Here is a 22963-nt window from a genome sequence, read left to right on the forward strand (position 1 = left end):
AGGGAGGGGAGCCCATGACCACCGAGCTTGTCGATGAGGTCGACCGCGAGCGCGGCTTTCATTGGCCCGCGCTGCGCGCGCTGGGTTTGAGCGCGCCGCTGCGCTGGGTCGATCGTGGTTTCCACGACATGCTGGCGGCGCCGTCCGCCAGCCTGTTCTACGGCTGCGTGCTGGCCGCGATGGGCTACCTGCTCACGCATTTCTACGGCGGCGCCGTGGGCCTCGCGCTGACCACCGGCTTTCTCCTGATCGGGCCGTTCCTGGCCGTTGGCCTCTACGATATCTCCCGCCAGGTCGAGCAGGGCAAGCGCGTGAGCCTCGCGCCGACCCTCACCGCGTGGCGCGACAACCTGCCCGCCATCGGTTTCTATGCCTTGATATTGATGCTGTCGCTGGCGGTGTGGATGCGCGTGTCGGTGGTGCTGATCGCGCTGTTCATTCCTGACGGTGTCGAGTCCGTGCACGACCTGATGGCTGCCCTGGTTCGCACGCCCGACGCCTGGGTGTTCGCGTTCGTCTATATCACGGTCGGCGCGGTGTTGGCCGCGTTCAGCTTCGCGAGCTCGGCCGTCGCCCTGCCGCTGCTGCGCGACCATGCCGGCGCCGATGCCATCTCCGCCATGATCGTCAGCTTCCAGGTCATACGGCGCAATCCCGGTCCGTTGCTGTTGTGGGCGGCGATCATCGTGGCCGCCACCGCCGCCGGCTTCATCACCTGGTTCCTCGGGCTGGTGGTGACCGTGCCCCTGATCGGGCACGCCACCTGGCACGCCTACCGCGAAGCGCTGGATTTCAGCGTCGCGGCGGCGGACTGAGCGCTCAGCGCCCGAAGGACGCGGTTACCACCTCGGTATCGAGGTATTCGGTCAACGCCACAATCTTGTCGCCGCGCCAGCGGTACACCCAGCAATAGACGTTGTTGTAGGTGCCGCCGCGGGTGGTCTTCGATTCGCCCCGACCCTGCACCGCCACGTAGTCGCCCTCGCCGATGACGTTGTCGACGGTGATGTGCAGGTGCCCGTCCAACAGGCCGCCCAGCGGACCGAGCAAGCGTTCGAGCACGTCGGCCTTGCCGTTGAAGGTGCCGGAAAACTTGGTGTTGCCGATGATGGTCCATTGCACGCCGTCGTCGAGCAGGCCGAGCAGCGTTTCGGGATTGCCGGCGCCGAGATCGCTGAATCCCTGGCGAATGGCCGCTTTGCGTTGTGCGCTGTCCATGAATCTCCCCTGCTGATGGTGATGCTTGAGCGACGCAGCATAGGAGATCCGCGCCCACCCCGGTAGCGGGCCGCGCGCGCTGCGCGGAAGCGCCGCCGTCACCACTCCGACAGGCGTTGCAGTTCGCGTGTCGACCAGCGTTGATTGTTGACCAGGGTGTCGCAGATGGCGCTCAGCAGCGCGATGGCGAGCGCCGGCTCGTCGCGTTTCAGGCGCGCGAACACCGCCACTGGCAACACCAGCAGGTCGGTCGGCGCGGCGGCCACCGCGTTGGCCGCGCGCGGGCCTTCCTTGAGCAGCGCCAGTTCGCCAAAGAAACTGCCGGCGCCGTAAATCGCCAGGCGCTTGTGATGATGGGCGGTGGTGCGCAGCAGGATCTCGACCTGGCCGCGCGTCACGAGGTAGAGCTCGTCACCGGTCTCGCCTTCACTGAACAGCACCGCGCCGCGTTCCAGGTGACGGGCTTCGAGATGGCCGACCAGCGATTCCACCTCGGCGTCGCTCAAGTAGCGTGCAATGGCGTTGTCGCGCAGCGCCACGGCGTCGTCGATGCGCGTGTGGTCATGGTGCAAGGCGTCGAGCAGCGCGTCTTCGGCGAACTCCAGCGCCTCGTCGCGGCCGTTGAAGGTCAGCACCGGCGCGTTGGAACGCTGGTCGCTGATCAAACGCAGGGTGTCGGCGAAATCCTCGCCGACGCCGGCTTCCTGGTGCAGTTCGCAGAACAGCAGCAGGCCGCCGTGCTCGTGCAGGCGGTTGGCAATCTGCTGCAGCAATTTGACCGCGGTGAGATCGATGTGGGTGACCTTGCGCAGGTGCAGGATCACCCAGTTCGGGCCCTTCAGGGCCGGCCCCACTTCATCGATGAGGCGATCGGTGGTGCCGAAGAACAGGTTGCCGCGCAGTTCGAACAGCACGATGCGTTCGCCGTGCTCGTCGAGCAGCGCGCGCTCGGCCTCGGGGCGCGCCTTGATCGAGCGTGTTTCGCGCGCGGTGGAACGGCGCGTCACCACCGGCTGCGCAATCTGTTCGCGAATGAACATGAGGATGGCGATGGCGACGCCGACGCCGACCGCCGCCACCAGGTTGTAGAACACCGTGATGATCGTCACCAGCACGGCAATCATGGCGTCCTGGCGGGTGCGGCCCTGGCGCGCCCAGGCCAGGATGTCGCGGTCGGCGACGTTGATCGCGACCGCGATGATGACGCCGGCCAGCGCGCCGATGGGCAGCACGCTGCCGAGGCTGCCGGCGCACGCGGTCAGGAACAGGAACAGCGCGCCGACCAGGCCGACCACCCAGCGCGCACCGCCGGACTTGACGGCGATGACGGTGGCGGCGGTGGTGCCCGAGCCGCCGATGCCGCCGACCAGCGCGCTCGCGATCATGCCCACGCCCTGGCCCATCAGCGCGCGCCGCGCGTCGTGCCGCAGACCGGTCACGGCGTCGGCGATGACCGCCGCGAGCAGGGTGTTGAGCGCCGACAGCACGGCGAGGGCCGCCGCGCCCGGCAGCATCACGGCGTAGGGCAGGGCGTCGAGTCCCGCCAAGGGCAGGCCGATGGCATCGCCTTGCAAGCCGACCAGCTTGCCGATCAGCCAGGCCGGCGGCGGGCTGCCGCCGTGCACGGCGGCCAGCCCATGGAAGGCCAAGGTGCCGAGCACCAGCCCGGCTATCGGCCCCGGCACGCGCGGCGCGAAGCGCGGCGTCAAGCGCATGACCAGGATAGTGATCAGCGCCGCCGCGGCCGGCAGCCAGCGCCAGCCCATCCACAGTTCGTCGACGCCGGCGCCGGTCACCGCCTTCCACTGCGACTTGATCATGAGGATGGACGAGCCGGTCATGAAACCGCTGATGACCGGTGACGGGATGTACTTGATGAGCTTGCCGCCGCCCGACAGGCCGATCACGAACTGCAGGGCGCCGGCCATCACCACCACCATGGCGAGACCCACCAGCAGCTGCGCGCCGCTCAAGCCGGCCGCCGACAGGGCGGTGAGGGCGCTGGTGAGCAGCACCAGGGCCGGGCCGGTGGGCGCGCTGATCACGCCCGGCGCGCCGCCTATCAAGCCGCTCACCAGGCACAGCGCGGCGGTGCTGATGAGGCCGGCGTAGGCGCCGGTGGCGGCATCGGCGCCGGCGATGGCGAACAGCGTGACGCCGAAGGCCATGGCCTGCGGCAAGAGGATGGCGGTCGCGGTCAGGGCGCCCAGCACATCGCCGCTGGTCGGCTTCACGCTCCCCGGAGTGTCCGCGCTCATGGCTGCCCTGCGTTGCTCACACCCGCAGTGTAAGCGCGCACCGACGGCACACGCTGATAAGAATCATGAACGCAGCATAGAGCTCAGCGCGCCAGCACCTGCTCGACCAGTCGCACCCAGTAGCTCGCGCCGATCGGAATGATGTCGTCGTTGAAGTCGAAGGTCGGACTGTGCAGCAGGCAGCCGCCGGTGCCGGGCCCGTTGCCGATGAAGGCATAGCAGCCGGGCTTGGCTTCGAGCATGTAGCCGAAATCCTCGGAGCCGGTCACCGGTTCGACCTCGGTGTTGACCGCTGCCATGCCGACCACCGCCTGCGCGGCGCGCGCCGCGATCTGCGTTTCGTTGGCGGAGTTGACGGTCGGCGGGAAGCGATGCTCGTACATCCACTCGAGGCGGCAGCCGTGCGCCGCGCACAGGCCATCGGCGATTTCGCGCATGCGCTTCTCGATGCCGGCGCGCACCTCCTGGCTGAAGCAGCGCACCGTGCCGCGCAGCACCACTGTCTCCGGCACCACGTTCCAGGCGTCGCCGGCATGGAACTGGGTGACGGTCAGTACCGCGGGGTCGATGGCCTTGACGTTGCGCGACATCACGGTCTGCCAGGCGCCGACCAACTGCGCGCCGACCACGATCGGGTCGATGGTGAGATGGGGCAGGGCGGCGTGACCACCCTGGCCGTGAATCTTCACTTCGAAGATGTCCATGGCCGCCATCGCCGCGCCGCTGCGCATCGCCATCTTGCCGACCTCGAGGCCCGGCCAGTTGTGCAGGCCGTACACCGCTTCCATGGGGAAGTCCTCGAACAGGCCATCGTCCATCATGGCCTTGGCGCCGGCCTCGCCTTCCTCGGCGGGCTGGAAGATGAAATGCACGATGCCGTCGAAATCGCGATGGGCGGCGAGATGCTCGGCCGCCGCCAGCAGCATGGCGGTGTGGCCGTCATGGCCGCAGGCGTGCATCACGCCCTGGTGCTGCGAGCGGTGCGCGAATTCGTTCATCTCGGCCAGTGGCAGCGCGTCCATGTCGGCGCGCAGGCCGATCGAGCGGTCGCTGTTGCCGGCCTTGATGGTGCCGACCACGCCGGTCTTGCCGAGGCCACGCACGATCGGAATACCGAAGGACTCGAGCTTGGCGGCCACCAGGTCGGCGGTGCGGTGCTCCTGGTAGGCCAGTTCCGGATGGGCATGGATTTCCCGGCGCCAGCTCGCGTGGGTGTCCTTGCGGGCGGTGATTTGCTCGACCAGTTTCATCGCGTTCTCTCCCCGTGTGACGGCCGGCCTTCAGGCCATGTACTGCTTGATGAATGCCGCCTGCGCGGCAATCAGGCGTGCGCCCTCCGGAATGATCTTCGACATCAGCATGAAGCCATGGAAGACGCCGCCGTAGCGCAGGTATTCGACCACCACGCCGGCGCCCTGCAGTTTGCCGGCATAGGCTTCACCTTCGTCGCGCAGCGGGTCGAACTCGGCGGTCGACACCAGCGCCGGCGGCAGGCCCTTGAGGTCCTTGGCATACAGCGGCGACAGGCGCGCGTCGCGCACATCGGCGTGATTGGCGTTGTAGTGCTGCCAGAACCACGCCATTTGCGGGCGACCGAGCAAGGGCGCATCGGCGTTTTCGCCGATCGAGGCCGAGGCCATGGCGGCATCCACCGCCGGATAGGTCAACACCTGCACGCGCAGCGCCGGGCCGCCGGCATCGCGCGCCATGATGGCAACGGCGGCGGCGAGGTTGCCGCCCGCGCTGTCGCCGACCACGCCCATGCGGCTGGCGTCGAGGCCCAGCCTGCCGGCCTCGGCCGCCACCCACTTCAAGGCGGCGAAGCAGTCCTCGAGCGGCACCGGGAACGGATGCTCCGGCGCCTTGCGGTATTCCACCGCCAGCACCGCGCAAGCGCTGCGGTTGGCGAGCGTGCGGCAATAACCATCGTGGGTGCCGAGATCCATGTACACCCAGCCACCGCCGTGGAAGTGCACCATCACCGGCAAGGGGCCGTCGGCGGCCGGTGCATAGAGGCGTGCCGGAATGGCGCCGCCCGCGACCGGGATGCTGAGCGCCTCGACCCGCGCGCACCCTTCCTGGTCTTCGGGCTTGGTGGCGAACGCCGCGTTGAAATAGGCGCGGCCTTCCGCCGGCGCCATTTCGTCGAGGGCTTTCACCCCCGCCTCGCTCAACACCCTGATGACTACCTGGGATTCCGCGCTCAACGGCATCGCTCACGCTCCGTACTTCTGGATTGAATTAAATCGTTGGTATCTATCGATTTTGGCTAGGGTAGGGGCAAAGCACAGGGGAGGCAATGCGGCGCCCGGGCCGCGGCCAGCATCGCGAATCGTTCTAAAGTAGAGGCCCGCCCGCGACGATACATTGCCTGCTGATATCGCTCGCTTTAAGGGAATAAAAATGACAAAGCCCGTCAGTTTCGAAACCGCTTCGGAACGTCTGCGTCTCGCTCTACCGCTCATGTCCCGCTACCACATCCCGATCGCGCCGCTCAATTACGCGGTGTGGTACGAGTACGTCGCCGGCGGCAGCCCGGTGCTGCGCGACGTCATCGATCGCCTGGTCAAGAACGAGCAGACCATCGACGAGAACCTGACCCGTGAACTCTACCAGCGCTATGTCGACCCCACTGACCAGAGCCGCGTCGAAGCCGCGCAACGCACGGTGCGCCGCCTGATCGAAGCGATGTCGGTGTCGCTGGACGCGGCCGGCAACGAAGTGAGCCGCTTTGACCAGACTCTGAAGGAATGCGCCGCGCAGCTCAGCACCGATATCGAGGCCGACGAACTGCGTGGCCTGGTCGACGGCCTCATCGCCAGCACCCAGCAGATGAACGCCGGCAACGACGCCCTCAAGCATCATCTCGAGGAAAGCCGCCGCGAAGCGGACGCGCTGCGCGAAGAGCTGGCCAAGGTGCGGGTCGAGGCCCATTCCGACCCGCTCACGGGGCTCGCCAATCGCAAGGGTTTCGAAGAACGCCTGCGCGCGCTGGAACTCGGCGACGATTACACCGAACACGCCCATTGCCTGCTGATGGGCGACATCGACAAGTTCAAGGCCATCAACGACACCTACGGCCACCTGTTCGGCGACAAGATCCTCAAGATTGTCGCCAAGGCGTTTTCCAACCTGACCAAGGGCAAGGACCTGGCGGCGCGTTTCGGTGGCGAGGAATTCATCATCCTGCTGCCCGAGACGCCATTGCGCGGTGCGCTGGCGGTCGCCGAGTCGATTCGCCGCAGCATCGAGAAGGGCCGCGTGTTCAATCCCAAGACCGGCGAGGAAGTGGCGCGCGTGACCATTTCACTGGGCGTCACCGAAATCGTGCACGGCGAGGCCATCGAAGCCGCCATCGCGCGCGCCGACGAAGCGCTCTACCGCGCCAAGGAAGGCGGCCGCAACCGCGTGGAGTGCCTGATGCCGACGCCACCGCTGAAGGCGACGGCGTAGCAGGCAGAAAGACCGCACTCGAATGTCAGACTGAAGTCTGACCCACAATCAAGTTCGCCGGTCTTCTGTGGGTCGGACTTCAGTCCGACATGCATCGGTGCGAAGTAATCGCACCGATGCATGCCCATTACCCCGCGAAATCAAATCTCACGCGCAGCGCGCCGAACACGTTCACATCCGGCGCCGGCTCGAAGTAGCGCTGGTTGCTTTCCTGGATGCGGATGGCCTGGTTGTACTTCTCGTTGAACAGGTTGTTGACGCCGAAGCTCGGCGTCACCAGCGTGTTGCCGACGCGCACGTCGCGCCCGAATACGAGATTCGACACCGTGTAGTCCGGCACTGCCACGCTGTTGGCGTTGTCGGCGTAGAAGCTGCTCACGTAGTTGATGTCCCACTTCGCGAACCAGCCGTCGGCGTGACGGTAGGAGAACTCGGCGTAGAAATTGTGCATGGGCACGCCGGGCAATTCGTTTTCTTCCACGCCCGGGAACTTGGCGAAACGGTCGAAGCTGAAATCCGAATAGGTGTAAGCGGTGCTGAAGGTCAAGCCGCGCATGATCTCGGCGTTCATGCTCGCTTCGAGGCCGCGGCGTTCGGTGTCGGCGTTGTTGAAAAAGGCGCGGCCGTTCTTGTTCTCGACCGTCGTCACCTCGTCTTCAATCTGCATGTCGAAGTACGCGAGCTGGTAGTTGACGCGCTCCAGCACCACGCCCTTGAAGCCGATTTCATAGCCGCGCGTATGCTGCGCGGCGACGTTGGCGAAGCCGCCCAGGGCGTTGACGTCGGCCGGCCGCGCGAACTCGGTGAAGGTCGGCGTTTCGAACGCGGTGGCGTAGTTGACGTAGAAATTGACGGCGCGGTTGAAGCGGTAGAGCGCGCCCACCATCGGGTTCAATTCGTCGAAACTCAGCTTGTTCGACTGGTCGCCGTTGGTGGGGGTGATGAAGCGGTCGTCGATGGCGAAATGGGTATGGTCGTAACGCAGGCCGGCCTGCAGGCTGAGCTGGCTGGTGACCGAAAACTCGTTCTGCAGGTAGACACCGGCGGTGTCGGCGTTTTCATCCTGGTCGAAACCGAGCGCGCCGCGCACGCCGCCGAGATTGGCGTAGCGCTTGCGGTCATCGGTCATGGTCTCGACGTCGAAACCGATGGTCACGCGGTTGGCGTGGCCGAACAGCGCGGTCGAGTTGCTGTACTGTCCGCCGCCGCCATAGAAGAAGCGTCGGAACGTCACCGCGCCGCCGTCGACCACCGGCAGGAAGCCATCGAAGTCCCGCCAGTTGTAGTAGTTGCGCACCGTGAATTCGTGCACGCCCATGTTCTTGTGCCAGGACAGGCCGACCTTTTCCTCCTGCACGGCTTCGCCGGCGTGCAAATCGGTATTGCGCTGACGCGAGCCACGGCGGCCGAGCGCGGCCAGGTCGGCGCCGGCCAGGCCACCCGCATCGTTGGCGGTGGGCGCATTGGCGCCGCGCACGATCAGCTGGCCGACCGAACCGTCGGCAAAGGTGTAGGCAAGCTTGGTGTTGACGATGCCCTGACGAGTCTCGGCATGGTCGCGATAACCGTCGTAGTCGAGATAGGAACCGTTGACGAAGTAATTGAGCGCGCCGGCCTGGCCGCCGCCTTTCAACATCACGCGGTCCTGGCCGTACTGGCCGAGCACCGTGCCGGCTTCGACGAAGGGCGTGACCGGTCCGGACTGGGTGCGGATGTTGATCACGCCGCCCGCCGACGCGCCGTACAGCGCCGCCGCCGGGCCGCGCAGCACTTCGACGCGCTCGACGTTGCTCAAGTCCAGGTCGTCCAGCGAGGTCTGGCCATCGCTGACGGTCGAGGGCAGGCCATCGACATAGACCTTGATGCCGCGGATACCGAAATTGGCGCGCGCGCCGAAGCCGCGGATGGAGATGCGCAGATCCTGCGCCGAGTTGTAGCGACCGTTGAAAAACATGCCCGGCACGCGCAGCAGCGATTCATCCAGCCCCAGCATCTGGCGGCGTTGCACGTCGTCGGCGGTAACGGTGCTGACCGAGAACGGCAGGGTCAGCAGGTCGTGTTCGACACGCGTGGCGCTGACGGTCATTTCGTCGATGGCGTGGGCGGAAGGCGCGGCGCCGAGGCTCGCGATCAAGAGCGGCAACAGGCGTGGAGCGACGCGCGGCGGCGTCGACGGACGAGCGATGTTCAAAATGTGATCCCCATACAAAACGGCGAGCCCTCGGCCCGCGCGGAAAAAGATGATTGAAACCTCAGGCGGCGCGCTTGATATGCATCATGTCGCCCTGCTCAGGCGGCAAGGCCGGCGCGCTGCCGCGCTTCCAGCAGCGCGCTGGCGATGGCGCGGAATTCACTCTCGTCGGCGTATCGCGCGGTGTGGTTGACGCCGGTCACGCCGATGGCGGACAGCGCCACCAGTTGCGCGGCGGCCCGCTCCGGCGAATCGAGCTCGAGTTGCAGCAAGGGCACCACCTCGGGCGGCGGTTTGCCGGCGTCGGTCATGGCCGCGGTCAGCGTGGCTATCGGCGCGCGCAGCTTGTCGACATCGCCCGTCATCGGCATCCAGCCGTCGCCATGGCGCAGCACGCGGCGCATGACGTGCTCGCCCTGGCCGCCGACCAGGATCGGCGGGCGCGGCGGGCGTGGACTGAATATGAAGGGCTGGCCATGGACCGTGACCACGTCGTGGGCGAAGCACTCATGCAGGAACGCCAGCGTGTCGTCGGTGATGCGGCCGCGATGTTCACGCGCCACGCCGGTGGCGGCGAATTCGGCCGCCATCCAGCCGGCGCCGACCCCGAGCGTCAGGCGTCCGCCCGACAGTTCCTGGATCGACGCCACCCACTTGGCGGTCGGCAAGGCCGCGCGGTAGGGCAGCACCAGCACCGATACGCCGAGCCCGACGCGCGTGGTGACGCCGGCGGCGAAGGCCAGCGTGGCCAGCGGATCGACATAACGACCGCCCGAGCCCTCGGCGTCATCCGGCGGAATGGCGATGTGATCGATGGTCCACAGCTGGTCGAGACCGAGTTCATCGGCGGTACGCGCGCAGGCGGCAATGGTCGCGGCGCTCGATGCCGGCCCCGAATTGCGCAACAACATGCCGAGTTTCCATGATCGATCCTCTGGATGGTGCGGAATTCATTCGCACATTCAAAGCGGCGTCGACGCCGGTCGGCGGAATTGTAATGTGCGAATGAATTCGCACCTACAGGAATATCGAGCGGGTTCCTACAGGTCGAACGCCTTGTCGATGCGCTCGAAGCGGCGCCGCACGAACTCGCGCGATTCCTCGTGGGTGACGATGTAGAGCTCGTTGTTCTTGATGGCCTTGACGACCTTGTCGGCCACGCCTTCCACCGGCAGCACGCGGCCGCGCATCTTCTCGGCCTGCTCGTCGGATACATCGAGATCGCGCTCCGGGCCGCCGAATTCGGCCGGACGGTTGCGTGCCGAGTCGTTGATGTTGGTGGCAACCACCATCGGGCACAGCACCGAGGAGCCGATATTGTGTTCGCGCAAATCCTTGGCCAGGCATTCCGACAAGGCCACCACGCCGTACTTGGCCACGCAATACACCGACAGGCCCTGGTTGGCGACCAGGCCCGCGAACGACGCGGTGTTGACGATGTGACCGCCCTGGCCCTGCGCGATCATGCGCGGCAGGAAGGCCTCGACGCCGTGGATCGGGCCCCACAGGTCGACCTTCATGATCCATTCCCAGTCGGCGTGGCTCATGTCCTGCACCGGGCCGAACACCGCCACGCCGGCATTGTTGAACACCACGTGCGCGGCGCCGAAATGTTTGAAGGTGGTGTCGGCGAGTTGCTGCACCTCGGCCAGTTCGCCGACATCGGTCCTGACGCCGATGACGTCGGCGCCGCTCCTGCTCAAATCGTGCGCGGCGGTATCGAGCGCGCCCTGCTCGATGTCGGCCAGCACCAGGCGCATGCCTTGCCTGGCCAGGGCCTTGGCGGTGGCGAGACCGATGCCACTCGCGCCGCCGGTGATGACCGCGACCTTGCCTGCGAGATCTTTCATGATTTCCCCCATTGGTAATAACCGAAAGCCGTCCAGCCGCCGTCGATGACCAGCACTTCGCCGGTCACGAAGGCGGCGTCGTCACTGGCGAGATACACCACCGCGCGCGCTATTTCGCGCGCCGTGCCGAGCCGCCGCATGGGCGTGCGTCGTTCCAGGTCCTTGAGCGTGAGCTTGCCTTCATGGGCGAGGTCGTCGACCAGGTCGGTCTGCACATAGCCCGGCGCCACGCAGTTGACGCGGATGCCGAGCCGCGCCCATTCGATCGCCATCACGCGTGTCATCTGGTCGGTGGCGGCTTTCGATGCGCAGTAGCCTAGCGTGGCCGGGAAGGCATTGCGGCCGAGGATCGAACCGATGTTGATGATGTTGCCGCCACCGTGGCCCTGCATCTGCCGCGCCGCCGCCTGCGAACACAGGAAGATGGACTTGGCGTTGATGTCCATCTGCTGATCCCAGTTCTCCTCGGTCATCTCCAGCGTCAGCATCGGGCGCGACAGGCCGGCGTTGTTGACCAGGATGTCGAGCGGGCCGAAATCGGCTTCGATGGCGGCGAAGGTGGCGGTCACCTCGGCGCTGTTTTCCACGCGGCAGCCGTAGGCGCGCGCCTCGCCGCCCGCGGCGCTGATGTCGGCCACCACCGCGGCCGCGTTCTCGGCGCGCGTGGCGAGACAGGCGACGCGCGCGCCCTCGGCCGCGAGTTCCAGCGCGATGGCCTTGCCGAGACCGCGACTGGCGCCGGTCACCACCGCGAGTTTGTCTGTGAATTGGCCCATGGCTCCCCGCTGCATTGTGATGAATGGCTGTTCAGGCGCCGCTCGTGGCGCCGCGCGTGTGCACCAGGGCCACGGCCGCGCCGCCGCCGATGATAGCCACCAGCGCCAACAGGATGAAGTAGTGCTGATGTCCGGCCAGGCCCGGCGCGGCATCGAGCAGTCGGCCGCTGACCGCGCCGAAGAAGATATCCGGCGTGTAACCGATCACCGATACCACGCCGACCGCGCTGCCGGTCAAGTGTCGCGGCACGGCTGCTTCCTCGAGCAGCGCGAAATACACGCCGCGCAGCGCGAACACCGCCGCGCAGCTCAGCAACAGGTTGGCGTAGATGATGGCGAGCGTGGCGGGCGTCGGTGTCAGCACGCCGAGCAGGCCGTAGACCGCCACCGAGACCAGGAACAACAGTCGAACGCTGTGCGCGATGCCGATACGATCGGCGACGAGGCCCGCGCCCAAGGCCGCCAGTGGACGGATATAGGCACTGGCCGCGCCGAGGCCGGCCGCGGCGGTCTCACTGAAGCCCAGCACCTGGTGCGCGTAGAGCGCGTAGTTGTCCAGCCCCTTGTAGCCGCAGTAGGCGGCCACCACCACCAGCGCCTGCAGCCACACCGCTTTCATGCGCAGCACCGCCAGCAGCGATGTCCATTGGAGACGCGCGCGCGCGCCGCCGTCCGAGCCGTCGCCGCGCGGCACGCAGCGCCACACCAGCAGCGCCGCGAGCGTGGTGGCGAGGGTGTAATAGACGATGACGGCGCGCATCGCCTCGCGCCGTGCCTCGTCATCGAGCGCCACGCCGGGCGCACCGCCGGCGTACCGGCTGAAGCACGCCACCGCCAGCGTCGCGAACGTGGCGGCGGCGAGACCCCGCCCGCCATCCAGGATGCCGAAGGCACGGCCCTGTGCCGTGGCGCCGCCCCACTCACGCGTGCTGCGGATCATCGCCGCCCAGAACAGGAGGATGGTGGTCACGCCCCAGTAGCCATACAGCAGCGCGAGACCGCCTTCGCCCGGCAGCGTGGCGAGATAGACACCGCCGAGCGCGGTGGCCAACAGCGACGCCACCAACAGGCCGCGCGCCGGCAGGCGATCGGCCAGCGCGCCGCCGGGAAAGTAGGCCAGCATGGCGGTCACGCCGTAGACCGCGAACACGTCGCCGAGCCCGGCGTTGGACAAGTCGAAACTCGCCAGCATGCTGGCGCGGAAATAGCGCGGCACATGGAAGGGCAGGGCGAAGATCAATTCGCCCGCCACCACCAGCGCGAACATGGCGAGAAAGCGCGCGCGCGCGGTGCCGGCCGAAGTGCTCATGAGCGGACGATATGCGCTGCGGCCGGCGCGGCGCAATCTCCGGCAGGTGCGTCGGGCCACCCCGGTCGGCTATCCTTGCGCGACCTATGTAGGTGCGAATTCATTCGCACATCGATCGATATGACCCGGTGCTTCGCCACGCCTCGAATGTGCGAATGAATTCGCACCTACAGAAAAACCCGTCCATCGCAACCCTGGAAACCCTCGACATGCATACCGCCATCAGCCAAGACGCGAAGGCCTTGAAAGCCCAGCTCCTCGCCTTCATGGACAAACACGTCTATCCCAACGAAGAGCATTACCACGAACAGCTGCGCGCCCTGCCGAACCGCTTCGGCACCGTGCCCTTGATGGAAGAACTCAAGCAGCTGGCGCGCGACGAAGGCCTGTGGAACCTGTTCATGCCCTACGATCATGGCGGCTTGAAGAACGAGGACTACGCACCGCTGGCGGAAGTCATGGGCCGCGTCGGCTGGGCGGCCGAGGTGTTCAACTGCAATGCGCCCGACACCGGCAACATGGAAGTGTTCATGAAGTACGGCACCGAGGCGCAGAAGAAGCAGTGGCTGGAGCCGCTGCTGCGCGGCGAGATCCGCTCTGCCTATGCCATGACCGAGCCGGATGTCGCGTCCAGCGACGCCACCAACGTGCAGACTTCGATCAAGCGCGACGGTGACCACTACGTCATCAATGGCCGCAAGTGGTTCATCACCAACGCCATGTACGAGCGCACCAAGATCATCATCGTGATGGGCAAGTCCGATCCCGACAACCCCAACCGCCACGTGCAGCAAAGCCAGGTGTTGGTGCCGAAAGACACCCCCGGCGTGAAACTGGTGCGTCCGCTCACCACCTTCGGCTACGACGACGCGCCGCAGGGCCATGCCGAGGTGGTGTTCGACAACGTGCGCGTGCCGCTGGAGAACATCCTGCTCGGCGAAGGCCGTGGCTTCGAAATAGCCCAGGGCCGCCTGGGGCCGGGCCGCATCCACCATTGCATGCGCCTGATCGGCGCCGCGCAGCGCGCGCTGGAATACGCCTGCAAGCGCTCGGTGTCGCGTACCACCTTCGGCAAGAAGCTCGCCGAGCATCAATCGATACGCGAAGACATTGCCAAGTGTTTCTGCGACATCGAACAGGCGCGCCTGCTGACGCTGGCCACCGCGCGCAAGATGGATGAGGTCGGGCCCAAGGATGCGCGCGACATGATCGCGGCCGCCAAGATCACCGTGCCGCTGATGGCGCAGACCGTCATCGACCGCTGCATGCAGATCCACGGCGCCGGCGGTTTCACCGCCGATTACTTCATGGCCGAAGCCTGGAGCTACGCGCGCTGGTGCCGTCAGGCCGATGGCCCGGACCAGGTGCACATGATGGCGCTCGGCAAGCAGATCATCGCGGAGTACGCGGGCTGAGGGTGAGCTTCACCGGCGCGGTGTCCAATGTGCAAATGAATGTGGGTCGGACCTACAGTCCGACCTCTGAAGTGCAATCGGACGTCAGATTGATTGACCCACAATATCGATTACCGATACGAAGGTCGCAGCGAATTGCGATAGCTCTGAGCTTCGAGATAGCGCTCGCGCGGCAGCACGGTCTCGTCGTAAACCCAGCCCGACGACGCATCAACGCCCTTGTAGTACATGGCTCGCCGCGGATCTTCCGCGGCGAGCTTCACGCCCGGCACCGCACCCGCTTTCAGCATCGTATTAAATTGCGTGCCCTGGTAAGGCACCATGATGGTCGAGTCGACCGAATTCTTGAGCGGTCGGCCGAGGTGGTCTTCGCCGACCACCGGGTTGCCGACGATGAACTCCACCAGTTCGTCGGTGGCACGCAGATCGTCCTCGTCTTCCCAGGGATAGATCATGGTGAAGCCGTCGACCGCGATGCCCAGGCGATTGGCGATGCGCACCGCCTCGTAGTGCTCTTCCACTTTCTGGCGCTTGCCGTTGCGCTTGTTGATCATGTCCAGCGAGCGTTGCGAGCCGGTCTCGAGGCCGATGCCGACGCGCCTGCCGCCGGTGTCGGCAAACGGTCCCAGCAGGTTGTCGCCGTGCCGCACGATGAGATAGGCGTGGGTGAAGGCGCGCCACGCGCTGTAGCCGTGCATGGCCACGCGCTCGGCGAGCGCGCGGGTCTGTCGCGGATTCAACAGGCCGACATCGTCGAAGAACATCACCGCGTAGTGCTCGCGGCCGAGGGCGCGATGGGTGGCGGCCATGGTGCGCAGATCGTTGTCGATCATCGCGGTCGGGAAATAACGCGTGCGTTCGACGCCCGCCTCGCAAAAGTGGCAGGTGAAGGGACAGCCCAGCGCCGTCACCGTGTGGAAGGCCGGCAGCCCGGCGATTTCATAGCGGTAGCGCGCCATGAGCTCCACCGGCCGCGTCGGCGCCATGGTGATCTCGGACAAGTCGTGCTGGTGCGACATCACGTGGCCGCGGCCACGATCCGGCAAGCCAGCTTCGAGCACCTCGAGCAAGGGTTGCCAGCCGTCATGCGGCACCACGTAGTCGCAGGCCGCGGCACCGCGCTCGTTCACCACCTGCTCGAGATAGTAACGGGCATGGCTGCCGCCGATCATGACGCGCGCGTGCGGCTGTTCGCGCCGCACCGCCGCCGTCACCCAGCGCGCGTATTCCGCCTGCGGCGTCATCACCGACTGCGCAATGAGGTCGAAGTCGGCGAACACCGCGCTGTCGAAGGGTGCATCCAGCAGCGGCTGGCCGTCTTCCACCAGCAGCATGTGGCAATCGGCCAGGCGCGTGGGCGCCGGCCGCGTGCCGTCAGCGCGCGCGCGCACGTACAGCACCAGCTGCGCCGACGCGTAGCCATGCACGTTCAACCACGATTGCAGGTAATGGGGTGCGAGCTGCTGGTAGACGAATTCGTTTTCGAGGAACGGATCCGGCGGTTTGACGAACAGTGTGCGCGGCTTCATGGCGCGGCCTCCCGGCGCTGGGTATGGGCTTCATCGAGGGCGGAACGGAAGAAATCACCGAAGGCCGACAGCACGGCGTCATCGAGCGCCAGCAGCTGGCGCTTGCGGCGGGCGAGCTTGGCGCGCATGCCGTCACGTACCGCGCCGGCATTGGCGAGCGCGATGGCGCGCGCGGCGTAGTCATCGACACCGTCGGCCACCGCCTCGTCGAGCCCCAGCAGATCGCACAAACCCGCCGTCACGCGGCCGCGCATGTAGGCACCGCGCTCGGTGACGAAGGGCGTCTCGGCCCAGATGGTTTCGAAGCTGGTATAGCCGCCGCTGAAATGCAGCGTGTCGAGCACCACGTCGGCGGCCGCCAGCAGCGCGCCGAAATCCTGCGAGCTGACCGCCGGCACGAAGCGGATGCGATCGGCGACATCGGGCGCGGTGCAGGCGAAGCGCCCTTCCAGGCGCGCGCGCCAGCTTGCGCGGGATTCGATCAGCACCACCACGCCGCGCGGATCGCCACGCAGGATGGCGGCGAGGCAGGCATCGAAATCCGGGTGCAATTTGAACAGGCTCTGGGGGCAGAGATAAATCGTCTCGTCGCCGACGAAGCCGAAATCGCGCCGCGTGGTCAGGCTGCGCGGCGCCGCCGGCTCTTCGTAGAGCACCGGCCAGCTCGGCAGCCGGATGAGTTTTTCGCGGTAGTGATCCTGCGCCCCGTCGGGTTCGATGAAGGTCGATGACAGGAAATAGTCGACGCTCGCCAGGCCGCTGGTGACCGGGTGACCCCAGGTCACGCATTGCACCGGCGCCTGGCGTTCGGCCGCCAGGTAGTAACTCCAGGGATCCATGCCGATGTCGCAATACACCACCACGTCAGGCGCCAGCGCCTGCAAACCCTGGCGCGCGGCGAGCAGGTCCTCGGGCACCGCCAGGGCATGCTCGGCGGCGGCCGCGATGCGCGTCGCGAGCGGACCGTCATGCTGGCCGATGCTCAACACCGCCACATCGAAATCGTCGCGCGGCAGGCGTTCCAGCAGCGGCGCGTAGAGGCGCGCGATGGTGTGCTGACGAAAGTGCGCCGACACGAACGCGATGCGCGGACGCGGCGCGCGCGCCACGCGCGGCACCGGTGTCGGGCGCCAGGCACGCGTGACGATATCGCCCAGCGCGCTCATGAGCGGCCGATCGTTGACGCCCTGGTAGGCGAAATAGAACGCCGGCGTGGCGATGCCCCGCGCCGGATCGACCAGCGTCATGTCGCGTTCGCGCAAGCTCGCCAGGTTGCTTTCGACGCGGCTGCGATGCGCGGCTATCTCGGCGCCGTTGATGCTGAACAAGGGCATCAACAACGCGAAGCGCAGCAGCGTCGCGTCATCGGCGCCGGCCGCCAGCGCGGCGCGGTAATGGGTGAGCGCGGTCGGGTAGTCATCGGCCTCCTGGCGCAGGCGGGCGAGATTGGCGAGGCTGTCGGCGTCGCCCGGCACGCATTGCAGCGCGGCCTGGAAAGCCGCCTCGGCCGCTTCCACGTCGCCCTGCGCGAAACAGGCTTCGCCGAGATTCTTGTACGCGTCACACCAATTCGGCCTGAGCTGCACCGCGCGCAACAGCAGATCCATCGCTTCGCGCGCATGACCGCCGCGCAGCGCCAGGCGGCCGAGGTTGTACCAGGCGTCGGCGTGTTCGGGACTGGCGAGCAGCAGGTTGCGCCACGCGTTCGCGGCGCCTTGGGCGTCGCCATCGCGCTCCATGAGCAGCGCTTCGGTATTGGCGAAGTCCGCATCGCCAGGACAGAGGCGCCGCGCCCGGCCGATCGCGTCGCGTGCGTCGGGCAGGCGGCCGCTCGCCAGCAGGATGGCGGCGAGCATGTGCCACAGATCGCCGTCGCTGGTGCCGCGCGCCAGCGCGCGGCGGCAAGATCGTTCCGCCTGGGCAAGATCGCCCGCGGCAAGATTTTCCGCCGCGCGTTCGGCGTGCTGATGCACTTTGCTGGTATTCGCGCTGTAAAGGCGGCTCGGCCGCGACATTGCCTGTCTCCCGCTGGCTGTGTAGCAGCGAGAGAGCAAGGAGCGTTCCACTTTTCCGAGCGTCGCTACATCACGACTGCATCGCGGCTACACTGGCGACGCCTACCGGTGACAGGAGCACGCGGCGATGACCACGCACAACCAGATCTTCGACTTCGACACCCACGATGCCATCGCGCACCTGGCCGCCAGCAGCGCGCGCATGCGCCGCCTGATCGAACGTGTCGGACCGTTCCAGATGGAGGTCAGACCGACGCCCAGCGTGTTCGCCGCACTGGCCCAGGCGGTGGTCTACCAACAGCTGCACGGCAAGGCCGCGGCCACCATCTTCGAGCGCCTGTGCAAGCTCTTTCCGCGCCCTGCGGGCGGCCCGACCGCCGCCGGCCTCATGAAGCTCGACGACGAGACCCTGCGTGGCGCCGGCCTGTCGAAGAACAAGACGCTGGCCTTGCGCGATCTCGCGAGCAAGGCGCTGGCCAAGGAGATCCCGACCATTGCGCAGGCCGCGAAACTCGACAACGACACCCTCATTGAACAGTTGACCGCGGTGCGCGGCATCGGACGCTGGACGGTCGAAATGCTGTTGATGTTCCGCCTCGGTCGCCCGGACGTGTTGCCGGTCGACGACTTCGGCATACGCAAAGGCTACGCGGTGACTTTCGGCAAGAAAGAAATGCCGACGCCGCGCGAACTGGCGCGTTACGGCGAGCGCTGGGCGCCGTATCGCACCGTCGCCAGCTGGTACCTGTGGCGCGCCGCCGACATCGGGTGAGCCGCGTCGCGCTACGAATCCTGTTTCGCGACCTGCTGCAGGGTTTGCACGCAAGCAGCGCTGCTAGGGTTGCAATCCATCGCGGCAGGTGCCGCTGTCACAGCAAGACGAGGGTAGGAGCATGACGTCCATTCGAATCCAGTGCGCGGCCTTGGCCTTGTGTCTGCCGGCGGCCTTGGCCACCGCCGCCGAAGGTGTGCAGCGCGCCGCCGATGGCACGGTGCAGGCGGTCACCGCGCCGGTCAAGATAGTCGAAGGCGTGCAGGAAGAGAGCCGCAGGAACGGGCCGGTGGCCGGCGCCGTGATCGGCACCGCCAAGGGCAGCTTGAACGCGGCAGGCGCGGTCATCGAAGGCGGCGCCGGCATCGCGGTCGGCACCGTCGAAGCAACCGTCGGCGCGGTCAAGCGCGTGGTCGAGCCTGTCACCGGCAAGTAGCACGCGCGCCGCGCGGGCGGCGGCGGACTGGCCGTCGAGTCGGATGATCAGTCCGCGCCGGGCAGCGTTGCGCGTATCGCCGCGGCGCTTGGCAGCTCGCCCCGTTGTTCCAGCGCCTGCGCGGCCGATTCGCGATCCCTTGCGTCCTTGTTCTGACTGAGCTTCCACTTGCCGACCATGCGTTCGACGTGCAGCTCGATGCCGACCACCGCCGCCACCATGCGCTCGATGAATTCGCGCGGCGAATCGTTCATCGTCCAGGGTGGTTGCTGGCCGGCGCGCGTCTCGTGGGTGTGCGTCAGTCGCGCCAGCAGCGCGCGCAGGAAGGTCTCGTCGTCGCGAATGGTGATGCGACCGTGCACGTGTACCGCCTGGTAGTTCCAGGTCGGCACCTGGCGGTGGGACTCGTGCTTGCTCGGATACCAGTTGGGTGAGATGTAGGCCTCGGCGCCGCGAAAGATCACCAGCGCCGACTGGCCAGGCTGTATCTCGTGCAGCAGCGGATTGGCCCGCGCGACGTGTGCCAGCAGGGTCGCTCGCCCACTCTCGACGTCGAGTTCGAAAGGCAGGTGATTGGCGCTGAGGCCGTCGGCACCGTGCATCACCAGCACGCCGAGCGGGTGATCGCGAATCAGGCCATGCAATGCCTCGGGCTCGTGCTGTTCGAAATGCTTGGGCACGTACATGGAGATGTCTACCTCGCGGCCAGCGCCTGCAACTCGGCGTCGTTCGGATAACGCCCGCTCACTTTCTTCGAATAGACCGGCTCACCGTTACGCCGGATTTCGAACACGCCGCCCCGGCCTTCGACCAGCTCGACTTGATGGCCGCCTGCGGCCGACAACACATCCCTCGCACGGAGGGCATGGGGCAGGTAGTTTCACTGTACGCAGTATTCAATCTCGAATTTCATGCCGCGGGCCCTCGTGATTGATTGTCAGAAATCCCGCTGCGGCGCCCAGGTCTCGAGTTCCAGGCGCAGCCGCAGCGCGTTGAGCAGGCTGATGACGCTGAATTCACGCACGCGTTTGCGATCGCCCGGCAGGCGCACTTCCTCGACGCGCACTTCGTCGCCGATGGCGATGCCGAGATAGGTGGTGCCGGCATTGGTGCCGGCGATTTTGCCGAGATCGTGCTCGCCGGTGGTGGCGAGCCCGATGTCGGTGCCGAAATGCGCGCGCACCGCGCCGGCCAGCGCGGCCGCCGCTTCGCGTGTGCCGACCAGGCTGGCCGCTACTCCCAGCACGCGTTCGCGCACGCTGCCGGCGCTGGCCACCACACCGCCCTGAAACACCATGCCGTCGCCGTCGAGCGCCGACAGGCGCTGGCTGGCGATGCCGCCGCTGGTGACTTCGGCGATGGCGAGGGTCTGGCCGCGCCGCCGCAGGTGATCGAGCACCACCGATTCCATGGTCTCATCGTCGATGCCGAACACGTAGTGGCCCAGCACTTCGCGTACACGGGCTTCTTCGTCGGCGATGAGTCGCGCGACGCCGGCTTCATCGGCGGCCTTGGCGGTGATGCGCACCTTGATGCCCTCGATGCCGCTGGCGAGGAAGGCCAGGGTCGGATTGCCACTCGCTTCAAGTGCCTCGATATGCGGCGCCAGCAGCTCCGCCAGCCGCGATTCGCTGTGACCCCAGGTGCGCAGCGTGCGGCTCGCGATCACGCTCGACAGTCCAGCGCGACGTTTCAGATCCGGCAGGATGGTGCCATCCATCATCGCGTGCATTTCGTAGGGCACGCCGGGCACGGCGTACAGCACCTTGTCGCCTATCGGGCAGATGAGGCCGGGCGCGGTGCCCGGCTGATCGGGAATGGTGCTCGCGCCTATCGGCACGTCGGCCTGGCGCAGGTTGTTGTCGGCCATCACGCGGCCGCGCGATTCGAAGATATGGCGGATGCGCGCCGCGATGTCGTCATGCCGTTGCATGCCGACGCCCATCACGCTCGCGATTGCTTCACGGGTGATGTCGTCCTGGGTCGGTCCCAGGCCGCCGCAGCAGATCACCGCGTCGCTGCGCGACAGCGCGAGCTGGATGCTGTCGATGATGCGTTGCAGGTTGTCGCCGACCTTGGTCTGGAAATGCGAGTCGATGCCGGCCATCGCCAGTTGCTCGCCTATCCACGACGAATTGGTGTCGATGATCTGGCCGAGCAGCAATTCGGTGCCGATGGCAACCACTTCACAGCGCATGGGAGCTTCCTTGGAGTCGATGGAAGGCGCGAGTCTAGCAGCGAACCGGACGAATGCGGATGACGCGTTTGCCGCCTTTTCCGTGGGTCAGGCTTCAGCCTGATTCCATTTCGCCGCACCAACAGCCGGCGCGTCGAATGTCAGGCTGAAGCCTGACCCACAAGAGCACCAGCACCCAACTGGCGCTTGCGCGCCCTGAGCTTCACCCCGTCGCTCGCGCCTATCGAGATCCCGCAGCGCACCGGCCGTGACACCGCGCCGCGCGGTCTTTCCATGCGCAAGGTCGTGAACAAGGTCGCCAGCACCACCTTCATTTCGTACAGCGCGAAGGCCTGGCCGAGGCAGGCGCGGTTGCCGCCGCCGAAGGGATCCCATTCATGGGGCGCGAACTTGCGTGTGAGGAAGCGCTCGGGCCGAAACTGTCGCGGCTCGGGATACAGCTCGGGATTCTGGTGCAGCAGATGGATGCCGGGGCACAACAGCACGCCGGCCGGATAGGTGGTGCCATTGATGGTGATGGGCTTTTTCACCATGCGCACCACGAAGGTCAGTATCGAGCGCACGCGCAGGCTCTCGCGCACCACGGCATCGAGGTAGTCGAGGCGCGCGATGTGCTCGGGGCCGGGCAAGCCGTCGCCGCACACCTCGGCAAGCTCCTGTTCGATGCGCGCCACGACGTCGGCGCGCGGCAGGACCTGTTCCAGCGCCCAGGCCAGCGACAGGGCGGTGGTGTCGTGGCCGGCGGCGAGGATGGTCACCAGCGCGTCGCGCAATTCGACGTCGCTCATGCCGCATCCGTCGTCGTAGTGCACTTCCAGCAGGTCGGTCAGCAGGCAGGCTGGGCGCTGTGCCGCCGGCAGCGCGCGTTGCGCGGCGATGACTTCGTACAGGCGCGCGTCGAAGCGCCGGCGCAGGCGGTAGAACGGCAGGATGCGCGAATTCTCGAAGCGCCGCGGCGGGAACAGGCGCCACAGGATCAAGGCCAGCGGATTGCGGATCTGGCGCAGCAGTTGCGCCATGCTCAGCTGCAGGTCTTCGAAATCGGCGCCGGCATCCACGCCCAGCGCCGCGCGCAGGATGACGCGCAGCGTGATGCCCTGCATGGCGGTATCGGCACGTACCACGTCACCGCGCGCCCACTGCTCGGCAACCGCCAGCGTCTCCTGTTGCATGGCATCGAAGAAGGTGCGCATGCGTTCACCCTTCAAGGGTGGCAACAGCACGCGACGCTGGCGCGCATGGGGCTCTTCATCCAGCACCAGCACCGAGGTCTGGCCGACCAGGGTCGCGAGCAGCATGTTGGCCTCGCCGGCGTGCAAGACCTGCGGGTCGCCGCGAAAGGCTTCGCGAATATCTTCGGGGCGGCCGAGGTGCACGAGTTCGCCGAAGCCCGACAGGCGCATGGTGAAGGTCTCGCCGTAGCGCGCGCAGTCTTCCAGGTATTCGAGCGGTCGAAACGAGTAGCGCAGCAGTTGCAGGACCGGGTGCTGGGGCGGGCCGGGCGGCAAGCTCGAGGCCGTGGGCGTGATCATGTCCGTTACGGT

The 22963-nt window shown here is 66.7% G+C and carries 20 protein-coding genes; 5 read left to right on the forward strand and 15 right to left on the reverse strand.

Annotation, left to right across the window (positions count from 1 at the left end; genetic code table 11):
* The first annotated feature begins 14 nt into the window (after positions 1-14).
* Positions 15-815, forward strand: a complete 801-nt coding sequence (locus tag IPM80_07055; GenBank protein ID MBK8958181.1) for a DUF2189 domain-containing protein — start codon at positions 15-17, stop codon at positions 813-815.
* 4 nt (positions 816-819) lie between these two features.
* Here IPM80_07055 and IPM80_07060 read toward each other — a convergent pair whose 3' ends face one another.
* From IPM80_07060 to IPM80_07075, 4 genes are all read right to left on the reverse strand, one after another.
* Complete coding sequence (locus tag IPM80_07060) at positions 820-1218, reverse strand: nuclear transport factor 2 family protein (GenBank protein MBK8958182.1); 399 nt, start codon at positions 1216-1218, stop codon at positions 820-822.
* Positions 1219-1316: 98 nt separating this feature from the next.
* Positions 1317-3476 carry an SLC26A/SulP transporter family protein gene (locus IPM80_07065; protein MBK8958183.1) on the reverse strand — a complete coding sequence of 720 codons (2160 nt, stop codon included), beginning with the start codon at positions 3474-3476 and terminating at the stop codon, positions 1317-1319.
* An 83-nt stretch (positions 3477-3559) separates the two neighbouring features.
* Positions 3560-4726, reverse strand: coding sequence for an amidohydrolase (locus IPM80_07070; protein MBK8958184.1), 1167 nt, complete (start codon positions 4724-4726; stop codon positions 3560-3562).
* Between the two features lie 30 nt (positions 4727-4756).
* Positions 4757-5689, reverse strand: coding sequence for an alpha/beta hydrolase (locus tag IPM80_07075; GenBank protein ID MBK8958185.1), 933 nt, complete (start codon positions 5687-5689; stop codon positions 4757-4759).
* A 190-nt stretch (positions 5690-5879) separates the two neighbouring features.
* On the opposite strand from IPM80_07075, the gene IPM80_07080 reads away from it, so the two are divergent.
* Positions 5880-6929, forward strand: coding sequence for a GGDEF domain-containing protein (locus IPM80_07080; protein MBK8958186.1), 1050 nt, complete (start codon positions 5880-5882; stop codon positions 6927-6929).
* Positions 6930-7056: 127 nt separating this feature from the next.
* On the opposite strand, the gene IPM80_07085 is transcribed toward IPM80_07080, so the two are convergent.
* From IPM80_07085 to IPM80_07105, 5 genes are all read right to left on the reverse strand, one after another.
* Positions 7057-9120, reverse strand: a complete 2064-nt coding sequence (locus tag IPM80_07085) for a TonB-dependent receptor (GenBank protein ID MBK8958187.1) — start codon at positions 9118-9120, stop codon at positions 7057-7059.
* Positions 9121-9218: 98 nt separating this feature from the next.
* A complete protein-coding gene (locus tag IPM80_07090; protein MBK8958188.1) occupies positions 9219-10031 on the reverse strand; it encodes a TIGR03619 family F420-dependent LLM class oxidoreductase in 813 nt (270 codons plus the stop codon).
* 129 nt (positions 10032-10160) lie between these two features.
* Positions 10161-10970 carry an SDR family NAD(P)-dependent oxidoreductase gene (locus IPM80_07095; GenBank protein ID MBK8958189.1) on the reverse strand — a complete coding sequence of 270 codons (810 nt, stop codon included), beginning with the start codon at positions 10968-10970 and terminating at the stop codon, positions 10161-10163.
* Complete coding sequence (locus IPM80_07100) at positions 10967-11746, reverse strand: glucose 1-dehydrogenase (GenBank protein ID MBK8958190.1); 780 nt, start codon at positions 11744-11746, stop codon at positions 10967-10969. Before IPM80_07100 ends, IPM80_07095 begins: the two co-directional genes overlap by 4 nt.
* Before the next feature lie 31 nt (positions 11747-11777).
* Positions 11778-13055, reverse strand: a complete 1278-nt coding sequence (locus IPM80_07105; protein ID MBK8958191.1) for an MFS transporter — start codon at positions 13053-13055, stop codon at positions 11778-11780.
* Between the two features lie 209 nt (positions 13056-13264).
* Between IPM80_07105 and IPM80_07110 the strand changes: the two genes are divergently transcribed.
* Positions 13265-14470, forward strand: coding sequence for an acyl-CoA dehydrogenase family protein (locus IPM80_07110; GenBank protein MBK8958192.1), 1206 nt, complete (start codon positions 13265-13267; stop codon positions 14468-14470).
* 110 nt (positions 14471-14580) lie between these two features.
* Here the strand turns inward: IPM80_07110 and IPM80_07115 are convergent, their stop codons facing one another.
* Positions 14581-15999, reverse strand: coding sequence for a radical SAM protein (locus tag IPM80_07115; GenBank protein ID MBK8958193.1), 1419 nt, complete (start codon positions 15997-15999; stop codon positions 14581-14583).
* Positions 15996-18014, reverse strand: coding sequence for a tetratricopeptide repeat protein (locus IPM80_07120; GenBank protein ID MBK8958194.1), 2019 nt, complete (start codon positions 18012-18014; stop codon positions 15996-15998). Before IPM80_07120 ends, IPM80_07115 begins: the two co-directional genes overlap by 4 nt.
* A 127-nt stretch (positions 18015-18141) precedes the next feature.
* Between IPM80_07120 and IPM80_07125 the strand changes: the two genes are divergently transcribed.
* Entirely contained in the window at positions 18142-18786 is a 645-nt protein-coding gene (locus tag IPM80_07125; protein ID MBK8958195.1) for a DNA-3-methyladenine glycosylase 2 family protein, read from the forward strand.
* A gap of 121 nt (positions 18787-18907) precedes the next feature.
* Entirely contained in the window at positions 18908-19222 is a 315-nt protein-coding gene (locus tag IPM80_07130) for a hypothetical protein (GenBank protein MBK8958196.1), read from the forward strand.
* Between the two features lie 47 nt (positions 19223-19269).
* Here IPM80_07130 and IPM80_07135 read toward each other — a convergent pair whose 3' ends face one another.
* The 4 genes from IPM80_07135 to IPM80_07150 all read right to left on the reverse strand — a co-directional run bounded on the left by IPM80_07135 (position 19270) and on the right by IPM80_07150 (position 22951).
* Complete coding sequence (locus tag IPM80_07135; GenBank protein ID MBK8958197.1) at positions 19270-19908, reverse strand: FMN-binding negative transcriptional regulator; 639 nt, start codon at positions 19906-19908, stop codon at positions 19270-19272.
* 8 nt (positions 19909-19916) lie between these two features.
* Positions 19917-20069 carry an Rdx family protein gene (locus IPM80_07140; protein MBK8958198.1) on the reverse strand — a complete coding sequence of 51 codons (153 nt, stop codon included), beginning with the start codon at positions 20067-20069 and terminating at the stop codon, positions 19917-19919.
* A gap of 90 nt (positions 20070-20159) precedes the next feature.
* Positions 20160-21419: a CinA family nicotinamide mononucleotide deamidase-related protein gene (locus IPM80_07145; protein ID MBK8958199.1), complete on the reverse strand. Its 1260-nt coding sequence runs from the start codon at positions 21417-21419 to the stop codon at positions 20160-20162.
* A 140-nt stretch (positions 21420-21559) separates the two neighbouring features.
* A complete protein-coding gene (locus IPM80_07150) occupies positions 21560-22951 on the reverse strand; it encodes a cytochrome P450 (protein ID MBK8958200.1) in 1392 nt (463 codons plus the stop codon).
* Between the last annotated feature and the right edge of the window lie 12 nt (positions 22952-22963).

It is taken from the genome of Pseudomonadota bacterium, assembly GCA_016719885.1.
GTDB lineage: Bacteria > Pseudomonadota > Gammaproteobacteria.